This window comes from Pseudomonas sp. DWP3-1-2, from assembly GCF_049896285.1.
Classification (GTDB): Bacteria; Pseudomonadota; Gammaproteobacteria; order Pseudomonadales; family Pseudomonadaceae; genus Aquipseudomonas.
In genome coordinates this window covers 263559-282193 of record NZ_JAFCTZ010000003.1, presented here as the reverse complement: position 1 = coordinate 282193, position 18635 = coordinate 263559, and the positions used below count along the sequence as shown (strand labels likewise).

The following is an 18635-nucleotide window of genomic DNA, read 5'->3' as shown; positions in this document are numbered from 1 at the left end:
CTGGTGCGGGTCATGCGTGATCCTCTGGGTCCGATGCCGCAGGAGCGGTCGGCGCGGGATTGCGGGTGATGAACATCGCATCACCGTAACTGAAGAAGCGGTAGCCATGCTCCACCGCCGCCGCGTAGGCAGCCATGGTCTCGGGGTAACCGGCGAACGCCGAAACCAGCATCAACAGCGTGGATTCCGGCAGATGAAAGTTGGTCACCAGGGCATCGACCACATGAAACGGACGCCCCGGAAAAATAAAGATATCGGTGTCGCCACTGAACGGCTTCAACACGCCGTCACGAGCCGCGCTTTCCAGCGAACGCACACTGGTCGTGCCCACGGCGATCACCCGACCGCCCCGCGCACGACACGCAGCAACCGCATCCACCACCTCCTGACTGACCTCCAGCCATTCGTTGTGCATGTGGTGATCTTCAATGCGCTCGACGCGCACCGGCTGAAAGGTCCCGGCACCGACGTGCAGCGTCACAAACGCCAGCTCGACGCCCTTGGCCACGATCGCATCCAGCAACGGCTGATCGAAATGCAGACCCGCCGTGGGCGCAGCCACGGCACCGGCACGCTGGGCATAAACCGTCTGATACCGCTCGCGGTCGGCGCTGTCATCGGGCCTGTCTATATAAGGAGGCAACGGCATATGCCCGACGCGCTCCAGCAACGGCAGGACCGGTTCGGCAAACCGCAGCTCGAACAGCGTGTCGTGACGCACCACCATCTCAGCCTCGCCCCCACCCTCGATGAGGATCGTCGAACCCGGCTTGGGTGACTTGCTCGAGCGCACATGGGCCAGCACACGGTGCGTGTCCAGCACCCGTTCCACCAGAATCTCCAGCTTGCCGCCGGACGCCTTCTGGCCGAACAAGCGGGCCGGAATCACACGGGTATTGTTGAACACCATCAAATCGCCCGGGCGCACATGCTCCAGCAAATCAGCGAAATGACGGTGTGCCAGCGCGCCGCTCACCCCGTCCAGGGTCAACAAACGACTGCGGCGGCGCTCAGCCAAAGGGTGGCGAGCGATCAGGGAATCCGGGAGTTCGAAAGTAAAGTCAGCAACGCGCATGATGGGGTTCGTCTAGCAGGGCCGTGAAGTTTAGCGGAAGAAGACAAAATTGACCATGAAAGGTGATTGACCAACGGTAATACCGTCTGTAGACTTCGCCGCCATTGAGCCCTGATGGCGGAATTGGTAGACGCGGCGGATTCAAAATCCGTTTTCGAAAGGAGTGGGAGTTCGAGTCTCCCTCGGGGCACCAAATAGCAACAACCGTGAGTTTCTACCGACTCACGGACCCAAAGAAACCGGCCATTTGAGCCGGTTTTTTTGTGGCTGGCTTTCTACCTCTATTCCCCCCTTAAGGTTTGTATCCCTACCACTTTGTCCCTGCTTGCTCCTGAGAGAAATACCGAACTTTGGGATACAAGGATGAAGCGCGCAGACGGCTCGCACGTCTAACACATGTACTTCTATGAGGCCGGCGCGCAGCTTCCACCCATCAGCGAAGCCGGCACTCTGGAGCAATGGCAAGAACAAATCGGCGCCTGATGCATCGGTAATCACCGCTTGGCATTTGTGGCCAGCGTGGCGTTTGCCGGTCCGCTGCTGCACATGCTCGGACATGAGTCGGGCGGCTTCCACCTCTACGGCGACAGTTCAGGCGGCAAGACCACCCACCTGCAAGTGGCTGCCTCGATCTACGGCGGACCGCGTCTGGTGCGATCGTGGCGCTCCACGGATAACGCCTTGGAATCCATCGCCGCCGCGCACTCCGACGGGCTCCTGGTGCTGGATGAAATCGGCATGTGCGACCCGCGCATCATTGGTGAAACGGTGTACATGCTTGGCAACGGCACCGGTAAGGCTCGCGCCAATGATCGAGGACAAGCGGGCCGACAGGTTCAGGAGTGGCGTTTGCTGTTTCTGTCGACCGGCGAGAAGACCTTGGCGCAGCACATGGCCGAAGCCAACAAGGAACTGAAAGCCGGCATGGAGGTGCGCATGCTCGCCGTGCCAGCGGATGCCAGTAAAGGCCTCGGCATGTTCGACGTGCTGAACGGCTTCGATGATGCTGCCGCCCTCTCCGATGCGCTCAAGGCTCGCGTGGCCAAGTATTACGGCACGCCCCTCACCGCCTTCCTGTCGGCCCTCTGCGAGCCCGGCAAGCTGCATGGCTGGTCGGTCATCTTGCGCCACACCTTGGAGGGATTTATTGCCAAAGCGTTACCCGCCTCGGCCAGTGGCCAGGTGCACCGCGCCGCCGCTCGCTTCGGTCTGGCGGCAGCGGCCGGAGAGCTGGCCACCGCCATGGGCATTACCGGCTGGCCGGATGGCACCGCTACCACGGCTGCCCGGGTGTGCCTCAGCGCTTGGCTGAATGAGCGTGGCGGTGCCGGCAACTTCGAAGGTGACGCCATCCTTGCCCGGCTGCGACAGGTCATCGAGCGTTTCGGTGAAAGCCGTTTCACCCGCTGGGAATCGGCTGCCGCAAAGATCGATGAACACGGTCCGCGCACCATCGACCGCCTCGGCTTTCGCAAGTCGCTGGAGCATGGATTAGGGGACGCTCTCCACACCACTAACACCTACTACGTGCTGCCGGAAGCATGGCGCTCCGAGGTGTTCAAAGGCATGAACATCAATGCCGTGAACAAGGAGCTATTACGCCGTGGCGTGCTGGAGCCTGGTAGCGATGGCAAAGCATCCTGCTTGGTTCGTCTGCCCGGCCTCGGCACCCAGCGCTGCTACGTGGTGAAAACGGTTCCGGGCCTAGATGAGAGCGAGGCTCAGGCAGCCTGATGGCCAGCCTACTGATCGAGGTAGCGCCGGCTTCGTTCCGGCCTCGCCAGCCACTCATCTAACCCACAATCGAATTACACAGGACAAGAAACATGAACGGTATCCAAGCACTGAAAGACACCCGCGCAAAGCTGGTCATTGAAATGGAAGGTATCCAGAAGGAGCTACCGCCCTTTGAGGCGGCACTTGAAAGCGCGGAGGTCATCAACCAAGGCCGAGAGAGCGACGTCAGGCATGAGATCAGCAGTCGAAAACTAAAGATCGACTCGATTGACCATCAGATCTATATGCTGGATCAGAAACTGAGTCGTCGGGAGGCATTGGCCAATCAAGGAAGCTTGATAGCCGGTTACATCGAAGAGATGGCGAACTGGGTAACGGATGAGCTGGAACTCAACGAAAAACGCCAGAGCCTCAGTACCCGCCTTGATGAGATCAGAAAGCAAGCTCAGGAGGATATCGCAAGCGCTCGCCAGGCCGAGACTGTTGCTGCAACGGCTTATGCACAAGCGGTTGCATGGGGCGACACCGAAGGTGAAAACACTGCCAACGCCGACGCACAGACAGCCGCCATAAACCTCGCGACGGCAACCGAACAACATCGTCGCCAACAATTGATTATCACGGCGCTGGAGCAAGAACTGGTCACCGTCGACCTGCACATAGATGAAGCCCAAAAGGAACACAAAAAAATAGAGGACAAAGCACTGCACCTTGCGCATACCGCGCTAGAAGAGAAGTGGAATGAAGCGGCCCGGGCACTGCTCGACGTGGGTGGCAAGCTCTATGCTGCTGCCCGTCTGATTAATCGAGATCCTGTGTCGTTTTTTAAACTTGATATCCCGGAACAGGGTGAGAACCTCGGTAGCTGGAAGCGGGGGGACCTGGCAGATCGAGCGGGTCAGTACGGTGTGCAGGACGTGCTCACGATGTAACAGTCCGCCCTTCCTGAAACAGCCTGCCGACGCGGGCTGTTTAACAACCCCAACGACCAAAGCCATAGCGACACTAATACAGGACGGTTCAAATATATCCGAGACCCTGAAAGCAAGAAAAGTACATTTGAAAGCATTGCTCAATATCATTGACACCAAGCCGGGAAAATCCAAAGCAACACAAACCCTAACCATGATTGCAATAAAGGCAGAACTGAGTCTTATAGAGTACCGGCTGAAAAATCGAAACTAGGGCTAAAACGGAAGCCAATTTTGGCTTCCGTTACTGGTCTATCCATACATCTGCAAAATTTCACCACTGCGCACTAGCGGACAATGCCGCCTCAGCTCTTGCACAAGTTACTGCTAGCTCTGGCTGTAACTTTATAAGTAACCTTACGTGTGCTAACAATCGCACAGCCTCTTCTTGGACCACCGTTTCAAATGCAATCTCAGTTAGCCATTCTCCTGCAAACTTTGCCCAATCAGTAATATCCTTTAAGGAAGCAGCGGCTATCATAGCGATCCTCATTTCATCCTCCAGGGTTATATCTGCCCTTTTTTGCCTCCTTGTTACTCTGCTTAAAATCCTGACCTCGTCCGCAAGCTCATTGCTACGAGTTACAGCTGCCACAGTAGCTAGCCCACTTATTAATGAAAAAACCTTGGGATTGGTATTAGTTTGTTGCAGTTGATATTTAACCTTTCTTAGCGCAACCGCAGCTAAACGAGCATGATCAGAAGTTATATTAAATAATAGCGAGCAATTGACCAGGGACGAAAATGAGTCCTGACTTACCCCGTCTGCAGCGAGTTGGCCTTCTAAGTCGCGTAAAAGATCCTGCGGCATTTCCAAGCTAGGAGCATGCCCCCCCTCTAAAGGTCCCGGCAAAAAAGAATATGGAAAAGTCAGAAGCTTCTGTTTGCCACTGCTATCGTCATTAATCAGCATCTCTCTTAATCGTAGTGATGAAACTCCTTTCTGATTAATTGAGGCAGAACTTGCTATTCGCCCAAGAAACTCGGACTTCAGCTGAGCTGGGGAAATAAAATCTGGCTGCCATCGAGGTTCTAATCTCATATCTATGAGTGACTGCAGAAAAAACAAAGACCCTCGCAGTCCAAATACCCAGCTCGAGAAGTCATTAGGAATGGATTGATTGGAAACATACACTCGTTCAATATGGGATGCATGAGCGATGGCTGCGAGCCGAATCCAGAAGGGTGATCTATTGTGAAACAGCTTCGTTCTAGCCAACTCACCGATCACTAGTACAATTAACCCAGATAGAAAAGAGAATCTTCCGGAAGGAACATCAGGATTATCATCTAAAATCTCATCAACCAGACGCTCTATAATCGGCTCAAGCTCCGGCCTCTTTTCCAAACTAGCGAATCCTAACTCAATCGCACCGAGTTTAGAGAAGAAATCGCCTCTCACTTCAATTGATCTAAAAACTGATTCGAGCTCCTTATCTGACAAAGGAGTCAAGTCAATGCTTGAAATCAGGGAGGAGTGACAAGATGAAAGCAATGAGAATTCCAATCCCTTTATATGACACCAGTACATTAGCTGATCACTGTGGATTTTTGCCCCTCCGCCAGCGTATTTCGAAAGGTCGTCTTCTACCAATGGGCAACCAACTAGTCTCTCATAATATCGTGCATCATTAGGCACCAAGTCTTCGATAGTACACTCACCAGAATCTATACTGCTGGATAAGTGCTCAGAAAAACCTAGAGGCGTGAGTAACACATCTGCACGAAATCGATTATATTCATCCACCTCAAGCGGCGCGGCAGATATTCTTGCCTCCCAATATTTTAAGGCAGGGCCATGCAGATTGGAAACACGCGCCTCTCTCGCAAGCTCTGTTAAGCGTATGGATTGAAAAGGCGACAACGGCCAAAAATAAGGAAGGCGAATTCGTTTTTTTTCAAACTCTAGCAAAGTAAATCCAACACCTTCATTTATTTCTACGCCAAATTCCCAAGCGTTTCCTTGGTCATCCGATACCTTATGCTTTACATTAGTACTTGCTAGAGCCTTTCGAATACCATCAAAAAACTCCACGCTATCGAAAGATGTACCGACTTCTGTTAGTATTATTCTTGAATTTGTTTTAACTCCAGCGCGACTCAAAAAATCCTGATCGTCAACAAGGGAACTTCTTATTATCTCAGGGAATAAACTTAAGACAATATCGATCATGAGGGGTGTGTATTTTTTACTATTCATCTTCATTCCTCATGCCTGGTAGATTTCGAAGCCCATGCTCAATTACCTTCGAAACTCTTGACACTAGACGTTCATACATCTCACGACTTTCGTCTTTAACATCTCGCAATATTCGGTTTTCAAGCCATTTCCAGTAAATCACTCGAACTGACAAAGGATTGTGATTAGGCAAAATCATAAGAGCCATTAGTTGAGTTTCGTAGCGTTCTTCTACTGTTGTGTCTTCCTCGATCAGGCGATGCGCCCATTTCCGTATATCCATGATCTCCAGAAGCCAGTTCGACCTTGCACTGGCAATGCTTTCATCGGCACCCTCATACCACTGCAACTTCATCACCTCAAAACCAGCCTCGAAAAGTGAGTTTAACCAAGGAAGCTCTTGAGGCACTTGCAACATGTCAGACATTCTTACGCGAAGCACATTCTCGCGTATTGCTTTGAGACCCGCATTCTCTACAACCTTACCACCAGTGACTTTGGAGTCTGACAGGTGATACTGTAATTCAATAGGGTCAAGAGGTATAAGAGCCATTCCAAAACGTCGCATATTTGTCTTGAGTTCCGCCAGTTGCACCTCGGTTATTGCATTTCTCGTTTTCAGCAAACTCACAATATCTAGGGATGTGAGCAAACTACGAGGAACCCCACCAACATCGATAGTCAAGTATTTATTTATATACCTGTCATCGGAGACAATTGCATGAGTAGAGTCCATGACATTAAAAATAGCGAAACAAGGGTGAGAGCGCATAGGGTTTTCTTGGTCCTCGTCTTCCTCTCTTTTTAGCTGTCCAACTATGACTTTTCCAACATTAATACCATCTCGCAGTTTCTTCCGAAGACTCTCTACTACAGACATCGCTTGGGAGGCTTGATTTTCGTAATTGATAAGCACATCTGACTCTGTAACTTCGCGCAAGGAAATAAAGATAGTAAGCCCGGCCCTATGCAGCTTGGGGAGAAGCTTCAGATGCTGGAAATACGAAACAGCTATGTCATCTAGATATAAGTGCGCAGAGTCATTTATTTGCGGAGCACCTAGCCATGGCTGCTCTCGCGAAGAAAGAAAATCTGTACAAATCTTCGCTTCAGTTGCAGTTAAAACCCCTCGCTCTACCAGCTTGTCTACGACGGATTGACAATTACAAAGACAACCTTGATATGCTGTGAGATCAGCTTCTTCATGCACGAGAGAACCTACTCGATGAACAGGGCCAGGGTGGACAACTAGGCGCTGCACATCACTATCGGAACGCTCGACATAAGCATCTGTAAGCATTGACGCTAATGTGTCCCCTACTGCATTTGACAACGTTGTAGATTTTGAACTTGTTGCTTCATATGGCTGCAAACTTCCATGTGCAACTAATTGCCGCAACTCATGCGCTTCTGTGACTTTACTCGGCTGGTGAAATGATAAACGTCGCTTTTCCTCAAATAACCACCCTAGCATGCTGTGAGATATAAAAATCTCACTGAAAGTATCAAAAATTAATGATGTAATACCCAACAGCTCTGACGTTAATAACGCTGTCGCATCCATCGCGATTTTATTTGGCTCAGCGTTAATCATGGGTCTAGAGCCCGCAAATGCAAATATGAGGTTGCGCTTCCTTACATCTACTTCATTTTGATTATTTAGGGCTGGAGTCAGGAAAAGCCCCAATAAATTTTGATTTGTAAGACGGGCGGCAGCAAATATTGGAATATTACCTTGCAATAGATTTTCATATGCTTGGTTTGTTTGATTCTCCCAGCTAGGTTGTCTATCGACAATCTCCTGTAGAGTCATTTTCAGTACAGGCCCACTCTCATCTGACATATCGCTAGCAGCTTGCATCCAGCTAAAGACCTTGTCACTTTCTTCCCACCCACATTCTGTGGCAATTCCATAACAAGCTATCAAAATAGCAGGATCGGCCGCACCCTTCTGTGCCGCCTCATAAACTAGCTCTTTCAGTCGAGGAGATTGAATTAGCTGTGCGAGTTTTGCAACTTGGATTAATTCTTTTGCAGATCTTTCACTCCTCAAATTCCATTCTTCCTCGACATTAACTTGAAGTGACTCCCAATCACCTGAAGCCACTGCGATGCTAATAGTCAACATATGCTGTTTCGAGCGACTAAAATTTTTCTTAAGTTGTTGTAGCGCATCACGAGCATCTAAAAACAAACCACTTTCATAAAGACTCCAGCAGCGAAGTCTTTGAATGTCTTCTGACTGCGGTAAGAATATAGAAAACTCCCTTGTGAACTCTAGAAGCTCATTAAGTTTTCCGGCATTGTAGAGTGATCTCACGTAACGCTTTGCATCAGCAACGTCTCGCGTTAGGTTGAATACAGTACGAGCATAGCTAACTAACTTAACCCAGTCCTGTTGATCCTCAAGCAACGACACCAAATTATTTAAGTCTGTTATAGAGCCGCTTGATTCATACAAGTCAATTTGATGCGCAACTGAGTCTGTATCGGTCGCCTCGAAAACCCGTCGCTCCACTCGAGTTTTTTCAAGGTCTGTCAACCCCATACCAACAAGTTCTTTGAGCCGACTTTCTGCAGATTTTTTTTGGCCAGACTGAACCAACATCTCTATTTCTAGAAAACCAACTGATTTGTAATTCAGCTGTTCAATTAGTTGGGTTCTATGACGATCAATATATGAAGCTACTTCCCGTGGACTACCCTGCTTGAATGCGAGCGCAAACCTAGCGACGGCAGCATCAGCCGACTTCCCTCCACTTAAAGCGGTTTTTCGTTCAATTTCACGCTCAAGAGCGGCCAAATCGATATTTAATCCGAATTGAAGCGCTAATGGTAATCGCCTTAATGAGACATCAGGGTCTCTCATGCTTTTTTCAAGCTCGATACGCGCTAAATCGCGCCGATCTATATCTCTGAGAGCAAGCCACAAAGCGCTGTCGCTCGCAGTATTAGACGCGCCAATAACGCCTAATCGAGCAGCGCAATTAGATGCTTTTTCGAATAGTTCCTGTGCTTTTCGCCTGTGCTGAATTGCACCTTGGTCGCTAGCCAAGGGAAAGTTTCTAGCCTCAAAGGGTGGAGTATCATGTATTTGTACACGTAGTTCGTCTGGCACAACTATAGCTAAATGCGTAAGCGCCGCCAGGTGGATAAGTGCGGGGGCAACCTCATATTCGTCTTCGGTGATGAATTCGACTATTTGTAACGCGCTCTCCCAGTCTTCTCTTTCTATAAAACTTTGGATTAGGAAAAATTTACCATCCGCATCCAGATCATTCGTTGTTAAACCGGAGTTTTTAAACCAGCTCAAAGCAGCATCAGATCCTTCTTTATTTCTGACCAATATAAATGCTGCTGACTTTGATGCTGCAGTCTTTATTTGGCTTAGGGACTCAAGCGCTGAAGCAGAGTCTCCCGTATTAGCCGTAACAAAGGCCTTAGCTATTGTAGCCGCCTCGCTGTCATTATAATTATCAATGCTTTGTAAAAGCTCCTTTGCCAATGTAATATCAGACACCGAAAGAAAGCGCACACACCAACTGATCACTTCTACCTTAATAGAGTTCGATGCTCTAGCTAAATCTCCAACCTGAATACTTTCTAAGAGCGTCCTTGACTGTGCTTGTAAGTCAAACCCAACAAAAAACCGAGACTTTAGGATAGATAGAAGTCTGTGTGTAGCCTCAGCATCAATAATTTTTGTAGATTCTACATCTGCATTTCTAGGTAAAGTTGCCAGCAATTCAACTGTGCTTATTGCTTTTTGCACCGTCCCAAGGGCTTTCGCTTGCCTTTCAGAGGCTTCCGTTAACAAACCGATTGCCGTAGTTTGTTCTTTCATCCCTTCGGAAATTAGCACGCTTTTGTGAGCCAACTCGAATGGCTTACTCACAAAATTTCCGATATGTACATACACCTCCGCCCCTCTACCTGAAGGTTTAGAAATTAATATGTGGTCTGAATCTATTGGTATAGGTGTAGCATTTACGCCAGGATCCGAACTATCTGGAAGGACAATATGACCTACCCATTCCGGCAGTTTTACTCCAAGTAACTTGACCGATCGAGTTTCGGTAAGCACTAAATTTTCTACTTGGTGTTCGATACAGTATTGTCTATACCAGTTATTTAAATCACGGAGATTTGGATCGTTACGTTCAAGCGCTTTAGTCGATGACGAGCGACGTAGTAGAGGGCCAATGATTTTTGCAAAGTTGGCAAGGCTCGCCCCAAAATGAGGTGTGCCTAGAAATACTACACGCCTTACGCGGTGTAAAAATGATTCGGCTATACGACTCCGTGAAGCATCTCTGTCTGCACTTCTGAGAATCTGCTTGATTACTAACCCGCCGAGACTATGACCTACGAAAATAATGTTCCCGTCAGTGAGACGTCGTTCAGCTAAAATAAGCGCTAAAATATTCTCTGCTCGATCTGGCAGGTGCATACTAGAGCCCAGCCACCTTGTCGCTGCTGAATCGTAGCCAACACTCCAGACTCCAACGTTACTAAAGTCAATCGCGAGCCAGCACGGCCAGAGTTCAGGAGGCGTGCTGCTAGAAAGCCATGTTTTTTCTTTGTCACCGTCCAAACCGTGCAAAAAAATAACATGCGTTGTCACGTTATCGTAGCTATCCGACAATGCTGATAAGTCTGCCAGAACATCCTCCATTTGCTCAAAGTGAGCTATAAACGTACCTACCCGCAACAAGATCCATGCAAATTGTAGTTGATCATTTTTTGATCATAAAAATATGGCGCACTCTACGCGGACTTGATCAGAGTACTCATAGATTTACTGTACCTCCAAGTATGATCGAATCGCGTTCATTTCGTAAATTAACCTAAATATCTACCTCTGAGCAGGGCGCCGTTAGCATGTAAGTACTAGGTTAAGCTGCTGATGGTCGCTAGCAGCTTGGACTGCAATCCGAAACTGTGCATTTTTCGTAACACCAAACGGGCCCGTAACATTCATCTCTCGTAACGTCTGACCAATGTGTAACGAGAGTAAATCTATAATAAATTCAATAGGTTATCGAATCTAGTAACATTCGTTACACCTGTAACACGACTTTTTCATTACCCCTGCACCCCGTAGGTGATGACGCCATCAGCGATTAAAACGGTAGCAACGGCGAGAAGCTTTCGAGAACTGACAGGCCCCCTGAATAACTCCTTTTCGCCACGGGGTCGGAAACCCGCGAGCTCAGGTGTCCAGGTTAACAGGCACCCAGATTGTGCCGGGGCCCCTGAGGAATGCCCCTCGGCACGGGGCGAGTAACCCGCCCAAACTTTTTAGCGGACAGGCGCCCAGCTTAGTGAACAGGTGAACCGGGTAAACTGCGATTCACCTGTGCATTTGCCCTATGGTGTGGGTGGTTGCCGGGGACCCTGGGCAATTGGAATTGGTGCGGGGCAGAAAACCCGCGCGTTCGTGTTAGCGGCTGGATTTTTGAAGTTGGTTGACAGGTTGACGGAGTTGACTCGGCTGACGAACGCCATGCGTGCGTTATCAGCAACACAAAGGGGCATCTTTACCCACACGGTAACGATGCCTTTTTTTCTCCAAGCTTCTTTCAATTTCAACGTTGAAATTTCAGTAAGGTGGGGAACCTGTCGCTACCACGATGTCGCGGGTTTCCGACCCCGTATCCTTAGGAAAACCTCAGGGGCCCCCGGCTATTTTGGGCGGCCGGATGAGCGCGGTGCGTGAAACACGCGCTAGCTTCCACCTGCGAACTCGATACGAGCGCCTGTGCTGCCTTCATACAGGTAAAGCTGCCGATCGACAAAACCCATATGTAGACGGAAGTCTTGGGCGCCTAAACCCAAAGCGTTGCGTATCGACTGCTCGTTCAGGTCGCACGTTTTGCGAGCCCAATCGAACTGTGAATAAATTTTCTGCAACTGCATAAAGTCATTGATAGCTGTTCCATCACACATGACGCCCCCACCAGGTGGAAAGATCACTTCGCCGGACAGCTTGGTTACCGTGACGTTTACTGATTTCTTCCTGCAGTTCGCTCGCTGCTCAGCCGTGAGCGTATCCGGTGTCAACGAGCTTGCATTCGCGGGTAGCAAGCTCGGCCAATTCTCCTCAATGGTGTGGATCAATTGCTCTCGTACCCAGACATCGGAGTGGCCGGCACCATGAGGATGGGTATCTATGAAATAGATGCAGTCTGGACGTACCAAGCCGAAAGCAACGGTCCGGGTACCCTTGATCAAACCGTTCTGCAATCGCTCACTGCCGAGGTGAAAATGCAAAATCCCCCAGTCATCGAGCAGCCCATCGACTTTATCTACACTGAAGGTAGACCTACTCAAATAGGGAAAAAGAGGCTGGCCTTGGTGGATCGCCAAGCAAAGCCCGTCGAATCCCCCCTGCAAATCAGAGGGAACGGTAAAGGAGGAAGCGGATTCGGTACGTCTAGTTACAGCAACGGGACATCTACGTTGAAGTTTGAAAAGTAGAAGCGCACAAGCTGTGACGTCCCGGTTGGGAGCCACGACGTTCAAGCTTTTCAATTTTGATAGGACAAAGGTAAGAAAATCTTCTTCAAAATCTATGCGCATGGTTTTCCTTTTTGATAGCCTCCTGCAGGCGCAATCGTAGCAGCACCTTATTAAACTGGTGGCCTAACAGACGGCAGCGTGTATCCCTACGTGTATCCCCAGGTCAAAATTCGGCCTGAAAGCCACAGGATATATGGAACACGCGAGTCTCCCTCGGGCACCAGCTCAATAAAGAAAGGCCTTGATTATCAAGGCCTTTTTTTCGTCCGGCGTAATTTTGGCGTGAAGCCGAGATGTTTGAGACCCCCTAGACCCAAGTAGTCGGGCTCTGGCTGATGGCCTGGGAGTTGCCCCATTACAGCCAGACTCCCAAGCTGATAACGAGGGGTTCGATTCCCTTCACCCGCTCCACTGTTTTTAAGGCCTGCAGCTGTGTTCACGAGGTACCGCATCCCGCTGGGGGCCTTATCAGTGAAGGCGCTGCAGCTGGACGAACAACCTCATCGCAGGGTCGTTACGCAGTGGAAAACGGGCGGCAGCGATCATGAGTTTGATCCAGTCTTCACGGCTCAACGGGCATGATCCGTATGCTTATTTGAAGGACGTGCTCACGCGCCTGCCGACGCAACAGGCAAGTGAGATCGACCAGTTGCTTCCGCATATATGGCAGCCGGTTTAATCACACAAGACGTGATGCTTGGACGCATGCCTAGAGGCGGATTTTTCGATTGATCAGCAAGCAGCCGTGAAAATCTCTTGTTTTTTGTGAAGCCCGATGTTGGCGGAATACTCGGTGCAGACAAGCCCTTGGCTGAACGCTACATCGCTGACCAGCTGCCGGTTGGACAGGCTGTTGCAGGAGTCTGCCAGGTAGGCTTGCAGCGCTACCCATTTAGCTTCTTCGATCTCGGCGGTGTCCAGTACGTTGATACGCTGCGTCAAGGCTGTCATTCGGCAGATAAAGTGAATGTTCGATTTGCCAAATTGGTAGGGGTGTTTGGTGGTAAACGCCACGATGGATTCGCACTTCGATTCGATCCCAGTCTCCTCCAGCACCTCGCGCTCGATCGAATCCTGAATTCGCTCGGCGGCGTCTACATGGCCCCCCGGTAGCTTGAACCCGGTGGTACCTCGTTCCCTTATGACGAGGAGTTCCCCTGCGTCGTTAATGACGATGGCGCCCGCCCCTACGGTATGGGTGGGTATGAATGGGACGAATGCCTGCTCGAATGGGCGGCGCACTAGGGTCAGCTGATCGGTCAGACAGCTATGGAAGGAGAAACCGGCGGCGGTGAAGACCGGAATGCCTTGAGCGTTGCTGATCGGCAGTGTGACCCAGGCCAGAGCCAGGCGCTCGTGCTCGATGAGGGCGACTAACGCGTCGACGGCGCCACGCAAGGCTTGCGGGTCGTCCGGCAGCGAAGCGGCGTCGACAATGACGCCGTTGAATCTGTCCCGTTTGAATTCCACGGTTCACCTTTGGATTGGTCGATCTGCCGAGATTGTAGTGAGGTGGGCGTTGCTTTGCGAATGATGGATGCCAGATGGACGCACCTCTCCTTGTGGTATTACCAAGCTTCCATTACTGCTGCGTAACCGTCTGGGCAGTGCACCTTCCTAATGCCATCGCTTACTGCGATGGTGGGCACCTAAATTTGAATGCAAAGGATATCTTTGTTCGCAGAGTGGCTAGATGACTTCGCCGGACGGATACCGATAGCTGAACAACAGATGATGTGAACGGCACACCGGCCTGGCGAAGATCCTGACACAAAAATCGGCTCTAGAAGCCGGCGGGCTTTTTAGGATCGTCAGGCGCGACTCTCATCGTGGCGGGAGGCGATGCCTCAAACAGACGCCGGATAGATTAAAGCAAGCCAACCACTTCATCCGTTAATCAGTATTGCAAAAATGGGGTGACCATAGATTTTGTGGCTGGCTTTCTACCTCTATTCCCCCCTTAAGGTTTGTATCCCTCTACCGCCCTCCTCAAGATCGTGGACACCAACATCGGGGAAAACACAGCGACGCAACAACTCACTATCACTGCGATCAAGGCAGAAATGCGGCTAATCGAGCAAAAGCTGAAAAGCCGGTGATGAGGATAAGCGGAAGCTCGCGAAAGCTTCCGTTGCATTCAAGTTCGGCAGGCAGCTTCCGGCCCAGCGTGTGTAAAAACAGCTTCCAAGACCGACGGAGTATGTTTCAGGTCAGGAGTTGAAAACAGCCTGGAAATTCTTGGTATGGTGCGAGAAGGCTTCCTCTTTTCAGGACAAAAAAATGATTTCACATGTATTCATCGGAGTGAATGACTTCAATCGAGCACTTGTGTTTTATCAAGGGGTCATGCAGATACTCGGACTTGACCTCAAGTTCACAGACCTTGAACGCCCATGGGCGGCCTGGAAACACCCCGGCACTGCACGCCCTCTTTTCGTAGTGGGCAAACCGTTCGACGGCGAATCTGCGACGCCAGGAAATGGGCAAATGATTGCTCTGCTGGCACCTGATCGACAGATCGTACGCAACGCCCATGCCTTGGCGTTGGCATTGGATGGAACATGCGAAGGCGCTCCGGGCCTGCGACCCGAATACCACCCGAATTTTTATGGGGCGTACTTTCGAGACCCTGAAGGAAACAAGCTTTGCGTCTGTTGTCACGATCCGGAGTAGATCAAGCGGTTGGCCGCTGTATACGCTCATATAAACCTAGACACTATGACCCGGTCGACCTTCGCTACCTGGCCATTCCCGAGCCAACGCCAGCCAAGCCTCCGCAGCCGGTGACAAATGCGCGTTTTTTCTCCAGGCTAAGGCAATGTGCCAATCCGTCTCCGGCTCATCCAGAGGCACCAGCCTGATCCCGTGATGCAGGTGCTTCTGCGCCAGCATCCTCGGCAAAAAAGCCACGCCCAGCCCAGCTGAAACCAGATCCACAATGAAATCGACCTGGCCACTGTGTGCCGTGACCTTGGGAGTAACACCCTTGCGCTCGCATGCCGCCTGTATTACCGCATTCAGGGCAAACCCGGCTTCGAAGAGAATGAATGGCGTATCGGCCAAATCTGTGAAATTGACGCTAATGTTTTCGGCCAGGGGGTGGCTCTTGGGTATAACGACCACCAGCGGTTCGATGCGTACATCCTGGTAATAGAACTCTTCATTGAAGGACTTTAGTTTTAACAAGGCCGCCAGATCCACTTCTCCCGATTCAAGGCATTCATGCAGCTTGCTGGCGCCGTATTCGACCAGTTGAATTTCAATATTTGGGTATCGGGCGCGGTATTCGGTGAACATCGCAGCAAAGAGTGCGCCGCTGCCTACAGGCGGCAAGCCGATGCGGAGCACCCCGCACTCGAGTCCGCGCAGGGCCTTGATTTCGGCAATCAGATCGTTGCGTTCGGCCAACAGGACGAGGGCGCGGCGATAAACGATCGCCCCTGCGGCGGTCAGTTCGCTTCGATGGCCGATTCGATTTAACAGTGGCGTGCCCAAGTCATCTTCCAGAGTCTTGACTGCCTTGCTGACGGTCGACTGGGTGAGGGAGACCACTTCGGCGGCTTGAGAAAACCCGCCCTGCCGTACGACTTCTACAAACGTGCGTAACGTCCGAAGGTTCATAGCTATTCATTCTCCGACTTATTTTCAGTGATAAAAGTCGTTTTTATCATAGTCGACATTTCCGTACTCTAAACCTTCAGCGAACGCCTTGCAGCTTCGGTCGTGGACTTCTCCCCAAGGAAACTTTGCCATGATTATTTCATCGGCTTCTGACTATCGCGCTGCGGCCAAGCGCAAACTTCCACGCTTCCTGTTTGACTATATCGACGGCGGCGCATACGCCGAGCACACGCTGAGGGCGAACTCTTCCGACCTGGCTGATATCAGTTTGCGTCAACGCATCCTCAAGAATGTCGACAGCTTGAGCCTTACAACCACGCTTTTCGGCGAACCACTGGCGATGCCGATTATCCTCAGCCCCGTGGGGCTGACCGGCATGTATGCGCGCAGGGGGGAAGTGCAGGCAGCCAAGGCCGCGGCAAACAAGGGCATCCCGCTCTGCCTGTCGACGGTGTCGGTATGTTCCATAGAGGAAGTGGCGTCGCAAAGCCCGCAGCCAATCTGGTTCCAGCTCTATGTACTCAAAGATCGGGGCTTTATGAGGAACGCCTTGGAGCGCGCTCAGGCTGCCGGGGTCAAGACGCTCGTGTTCACGGTCGATATGCCCACGCCCGGCGCCCGTTATCGTGACGCCCACTCCGGCATGTCGGGGCCATACGCCGCGCCTCGGCGAATTTTGCAAGCCATGACCAAGCCTGACTGGGCGTTGAACGTAGGTCTCCTCGGTCGCCCCCATGATCTGGGCAATATTTCCAAATACCTGGGAAAGGCCACCACGCTGGAAGACTATGTTGGCTGGTTGGCAAACAACTTCGACCCCTCTATCAGCTGGAAAGATCTGGAGTGGATCCGCGAGTTCTGGAAAGGCCCGATGATCATCAAAGGCATTCTCGACCCCCAAGATGCAAAGGATGCCGTGAGCTTCGGAGCGGACGGCATTGTCGTCTCCAACCACGGGGGCAGGCAGCTGGACGGCGTGCTATCCACGACCAAAGCACTGCCGCCCATTGCACAGGCGGTCGGCGATGACCTAACGGTATTGGTCGACTCCGGTATTCGCTCCGGTCTTGATGTGGTGCGCATGCTCGCATTGGGTGCCAAAAGCGTTTTGATCGGTCGTTCAACGGTCTACGCGTTGGCCGCCGATGGGCAGCGTGGCGTGGAAAACCTACTGGATATCTTCGCTAAGGAAATGCGCGTAGCCATGACGTTGACCGGGGTGACTTCGATTGGGCAGATCGACGCCACAACCCTGGCTCAATCAGCGGGCTGATGGCCTGCCATGCACTCATCATTGCCCATAAAAGCATTTGAATCCCTGCGTCGGCTGCGCGATATCCCCGTGGGCGAAGTCGTGTGCGGAGGAATTGTATGCACCGCACCGGCGTTGCTGGCGGCCTATCTGCATAACCCCCTATTCAGTTGGTCCGCCATTGCCGCCTTTTGGACCTATCTGTCGCTGGTCACGGGCAGGTTCTGGACGCGACTGTCACTCGCTCTGTCATTCGGTGTCGCGGGCGCGCTTGCCTCGGCGGTTGGCGCCTGGACGGCCGCCTGCCTGCCCATTGTGTTAGTGCTCGCTGCGACCATCGGTTTTGGCGGCGCCGTGGCCCAAGGCAGCGGGGCGCGAATCGGGCTACCCGCGCTGTTGGCGGCGACGGCTTTCGCCATTTCAACCGCTTTCCCCGGTAAAGACTTCAGCCATGGTGTGATCTACGGCGCGTACTTTCTCTGTGGCAACCTGTGGGCCACGGTTTTTTCCCTGCTGCTGTGGCGCGTTGAAAAACACCATGTAACGTCAATGAAAGCGGCCGCGCAGACCCGTTTAGTGCTCACGCCCGATCTCGCCCTTCACGGATTGCGGGTCGCCCTAGCCGCAGCGATATCAGTAGGGCTGGTCCAATATTGGTCGCTGGATCACGGTTATTGGATGACAGTGACTGTCTTATTCATTATGCAGCCACAATTTTTCGGCACCTTAAAAACCTCGCTGGAACGTGTCATTGGCACGTTGCTCGGCGGCCTGGTGGCAGCTGCTCTAGGATCGTTTATTCACTCTCCGCTACTGCTTGCGGCACTGGTCTTGCCGCTCTCGATTGGCACGCTTGCGGGTCGCACCATCAGTTATCGGATGTATACCGTGTTTCTGACGCCTCACTTTATTCTCGTCGCAGAATTAGGCCAGCCGTCTACGTCAGAATTGGGTCTGACCGTCCTTCGAGTCTGCAACAGCCTGGGGGGCGCATTGCTAGCTGTCGGGATTTCGTTGTTGATTTATCCATGGTCGGAAAAATCACGTCGAGTTACGGGAAGAGGCTAGATGCTTGAATGTTCCAGGCCACTCAAATTGCTACATCGAGTTACGCTAATCACATCCCTGGCCGAATCACGAGCACGCGTAGCCGATGCATTGGCTGCAAATCTTGGTTGTGTCCCATCTACATGTCGTGTGGGATTACGCATCGCCAGCTTCTAGCCGTTGTAGAATTGGCAACTGATCGCCAAGAGCGCGAGGCAACAGCGACTCCCG

The 18635-nt window shown here is 51.6% G+C and carries 10 protein-coding genes, 1 tRNA gene and 2 pseudogenes; 7 read left to right on the top strand and 6 right to left on the bottom strand.

Going from position 1 to position 18635, the window contains the following annotated elements; genetic code table 11:
* Positions 1-10: 10 nt before the first annotated feature.
* Entirely contained in the window at positions 11-1075 is a 1065-nt protein-coding gene (gene queA / locus ACP7B0_RS10210; RefSeq protein ID WP_426141168.1) for a tRNA preQ1(34) S-adenosylmethionine ribosyltransferase-isomerase QueA, read from the bottom strand.
* Positions 1076-1183: 108 nt separating this feature from the next.
* On the opposite strand from queA, the gene ACP7B0_RS10205 reads away from it, so the two are divergent.
* The 3 genes and pseudogenes from ACP7B0_RS10205 (at position 1184) to ACP7B0_RS10195 (ending at position 3744) form a co-directional block, all read left to right on the top strand.
* Positions 1184-1268 (top strand) — tRNA-Leu (locus ACP7B0_RS10205).
* A gap of 200 nt (positions 1269-1468) precedes the next feature.
* Positions 1469-2809, top strand: a pseudogene (locus tag ACP7B0_RS10200) (DUF927 domain-containing protein); the annotation flags it as partial.
* Positions 2810-2901: 92 nt separating this feature from the next.
* Positions 2902-3744, top strand: a complete 843-nt coding sequence (locus ACP7B0_RS10195; RefSeq protein WP_426141166.1) for a chromosome segregation protein SMC — start codon at positions 2902-2904, stop codon at positions 3742-3744.
* 313 nt (positions 3745-4057) lie between these two features.
* Here ACP7B0_RS10195 and ACP7B0_RS10190 read toward each other — a convergent pair whose 3' ends face one another.
* The 3 genes from ACP7B0_RS10190 to ACP7B0_RS10180 all read right to left on the bottom strand — a co-directional run bounded on the left by ACP7B0_RS10190 (position 4058) and on the right by ACP7B0_RS10180 (position 12544).
* Positions 4058-5983: a hypothetical protein gene (locus ACP7B0_RS10190; RefSeq protein ID WP_426141165.1), complete on the bottom strand. Its 1926-nt coding sequence runs from the start codon at positions 5981-5983 to the stop codon at positions 4058-4060.
* Positions 5976-10637, bottom strand: a complete 4662-nt coding sequence (locus ACP7B0_RS10185) for an esterase/lipase family protein (RefSeq protein ID WP_426141164.1) — start codon at positions 10635-10637, stop codon at positions 5976-5978. Before ACP7B0_RS10185 ends, ACP7B0_RS10190 begins: the two co-directional genes overlap by 8 nt.
* A gap of 1052 nt (positions 10638-11689) precedes the next feature.
* Entirely contained in the window at positions 11690-12544 is an 855-nt protein-coding gene (locus tag ACP7B0_RS10180) for a hypothetical protein (protein ID WP_426141162.1), read from the bottom strand.
* 430 nt (positions 12545-12974) lie between these two features.
* Here ACP7B0_RS10180 and ACP7B0_RS10175 point away from each other — a divergent pair.
* Positions 12975-13163, top strand: a pseudogene (locus tag ACP7B0_RS10175) (transposase domain-containing protein); the annotation flags it as partial.
* A 53-nt stretch (positions 13164-13216) separates the two neighbouring features.
* Here ACP7B0_RS10175 and ACP7B0_RS10170 read toward each other — a convergent pair.
* Positions 13217-13954 carry an NUDIX domain-containing protein gene (locus tag ACP7B0_RS10170; protein ID WP_426141161.1) on the bottom strand — a complete coding sequence of 246 codons (738 nt, stop codon included), beginning with the start codon at positions 13952-13954 and terminating at the stop codon, positions 13217-13219.
* Between the two features lie 747 nt (positions 13955-14701).
* On the opposite strand from ACP7B0_RS10170, the gene ACP7B0_RS10165 reads away from it, so the two are divergent.
* Positions 14702-15157, top strand: coding sequence for a VOC family protein (locus tag ACP7B0_RS10165; protein ID WP_426141160.1), 456 nt, complete (start codon positions 14702-14704; stop codon positions 15155-15157).
* 36 nt (positions 15158-15193) lie between these two features.
* Here ACP7B0_RS10165 and ACP7B0_RS10160 read toward each other — a convergent pair whose 3' ends face one another.
* On the bottom strand, positions 15194-16105 hold the full coding sequence (locus ACP7B0_RS10160) for a LysR family transcriptional regulator (protein WP_426141159.1): 912 nt from the start codon (positions 16103-16105) through the stop codon (positions 15194-15196).
* A gap of 130 nt (positions 16106-16235) precedes the next feature.
* Here ACP7B0_RS10160 and lldD point away from each other — a divergent pair, with 130 nt between their 5' ends.
* Both lldD and ACP7B0_RS10150 read left to right on the top strand, forming a co-directional pair.
* Entirely contained in the window at positions 16236-17378 is a 1143-nt protein-coding gene (gene lldD, locus ACP7B0_RS10155) for an FMN-dependent L-lactate dehydrogenase LldD (RefSeq protein WP_426141158.1), read from the top strand.
* Positions 17379-17387: 9 nt separating this feature from the next.
* Complete coding sequence (locus ACP7B0_RS10150; RefSeq protein WP_426141157.1) at positions 17388-18425, top strand: FUSC family protein; 1038 nt, start codon at positions 17388-17390, stop codon at positions 18423-18425.
* Positions 18426-18635 lie beyond the last annotated feature (210 nt).

Excerpts from the sequence above, each read along its gene's own strand:
- queA (WP_426141168.1), bottom strand. The coding sequence starts at position 1,075 with ATGCGCGTTGCTGACTTTACTTTCGAACTCCCGGATTCCCTGATCGCT.
- ACP7B0_RS10195 (WP_426141166.1), top strand. The coding sequence starts at position 2,902 with ATGAACGGTATCCAAGCACTGAAAGACACCCGCGCAAAGCTGGTCATT.
- ACP7B0_RS10190 (WP_426141165.1), bottom strand. The coding sequence starts at position 5,983 with ATGAATAGTAAAAAATACACACCCCTCATGATCGATATTGTCTTAAGT.
- ACP7B0_RS10185 (WP_426141164.1), bottom strand. The coding sequence starts at position 10,637 with ATGGAGGATGTTCTGGCAGACTTATCAGCATTGTCGGATAGCTACGAT.
- ACP7B0_RS10180 (WP_426141162.1), bottom strand. The coding sequence starts at position 12,544 with ATGCGCATAGATTTTGAAGAAGATTTTCTTACCTTTGTCCTATCAAAA.
- ACP7B0_RS10160 (WP_426141159.1), bottom strand. The coding sequence starts at position 16,105 with ATGAACCTTCGGACGTTACGCACGTTTGTAGAAGTCGTACGGCAGGGC.
- lldD (WP_426141158.1), top strand. The coding sequence starts at position 16,236 with ATGATTATTTCATCGGCTTCTGACTATCGCGCTGCGGCCAAGCGCAAA.
- ACP7B0_RS10150 (WP_426141157.1), top strand. The coding sequence starts at position 17,388 with ATGCACTCATCATTGCCCATAAAAGCATTTGAATCCCTGCGTCGGCTG.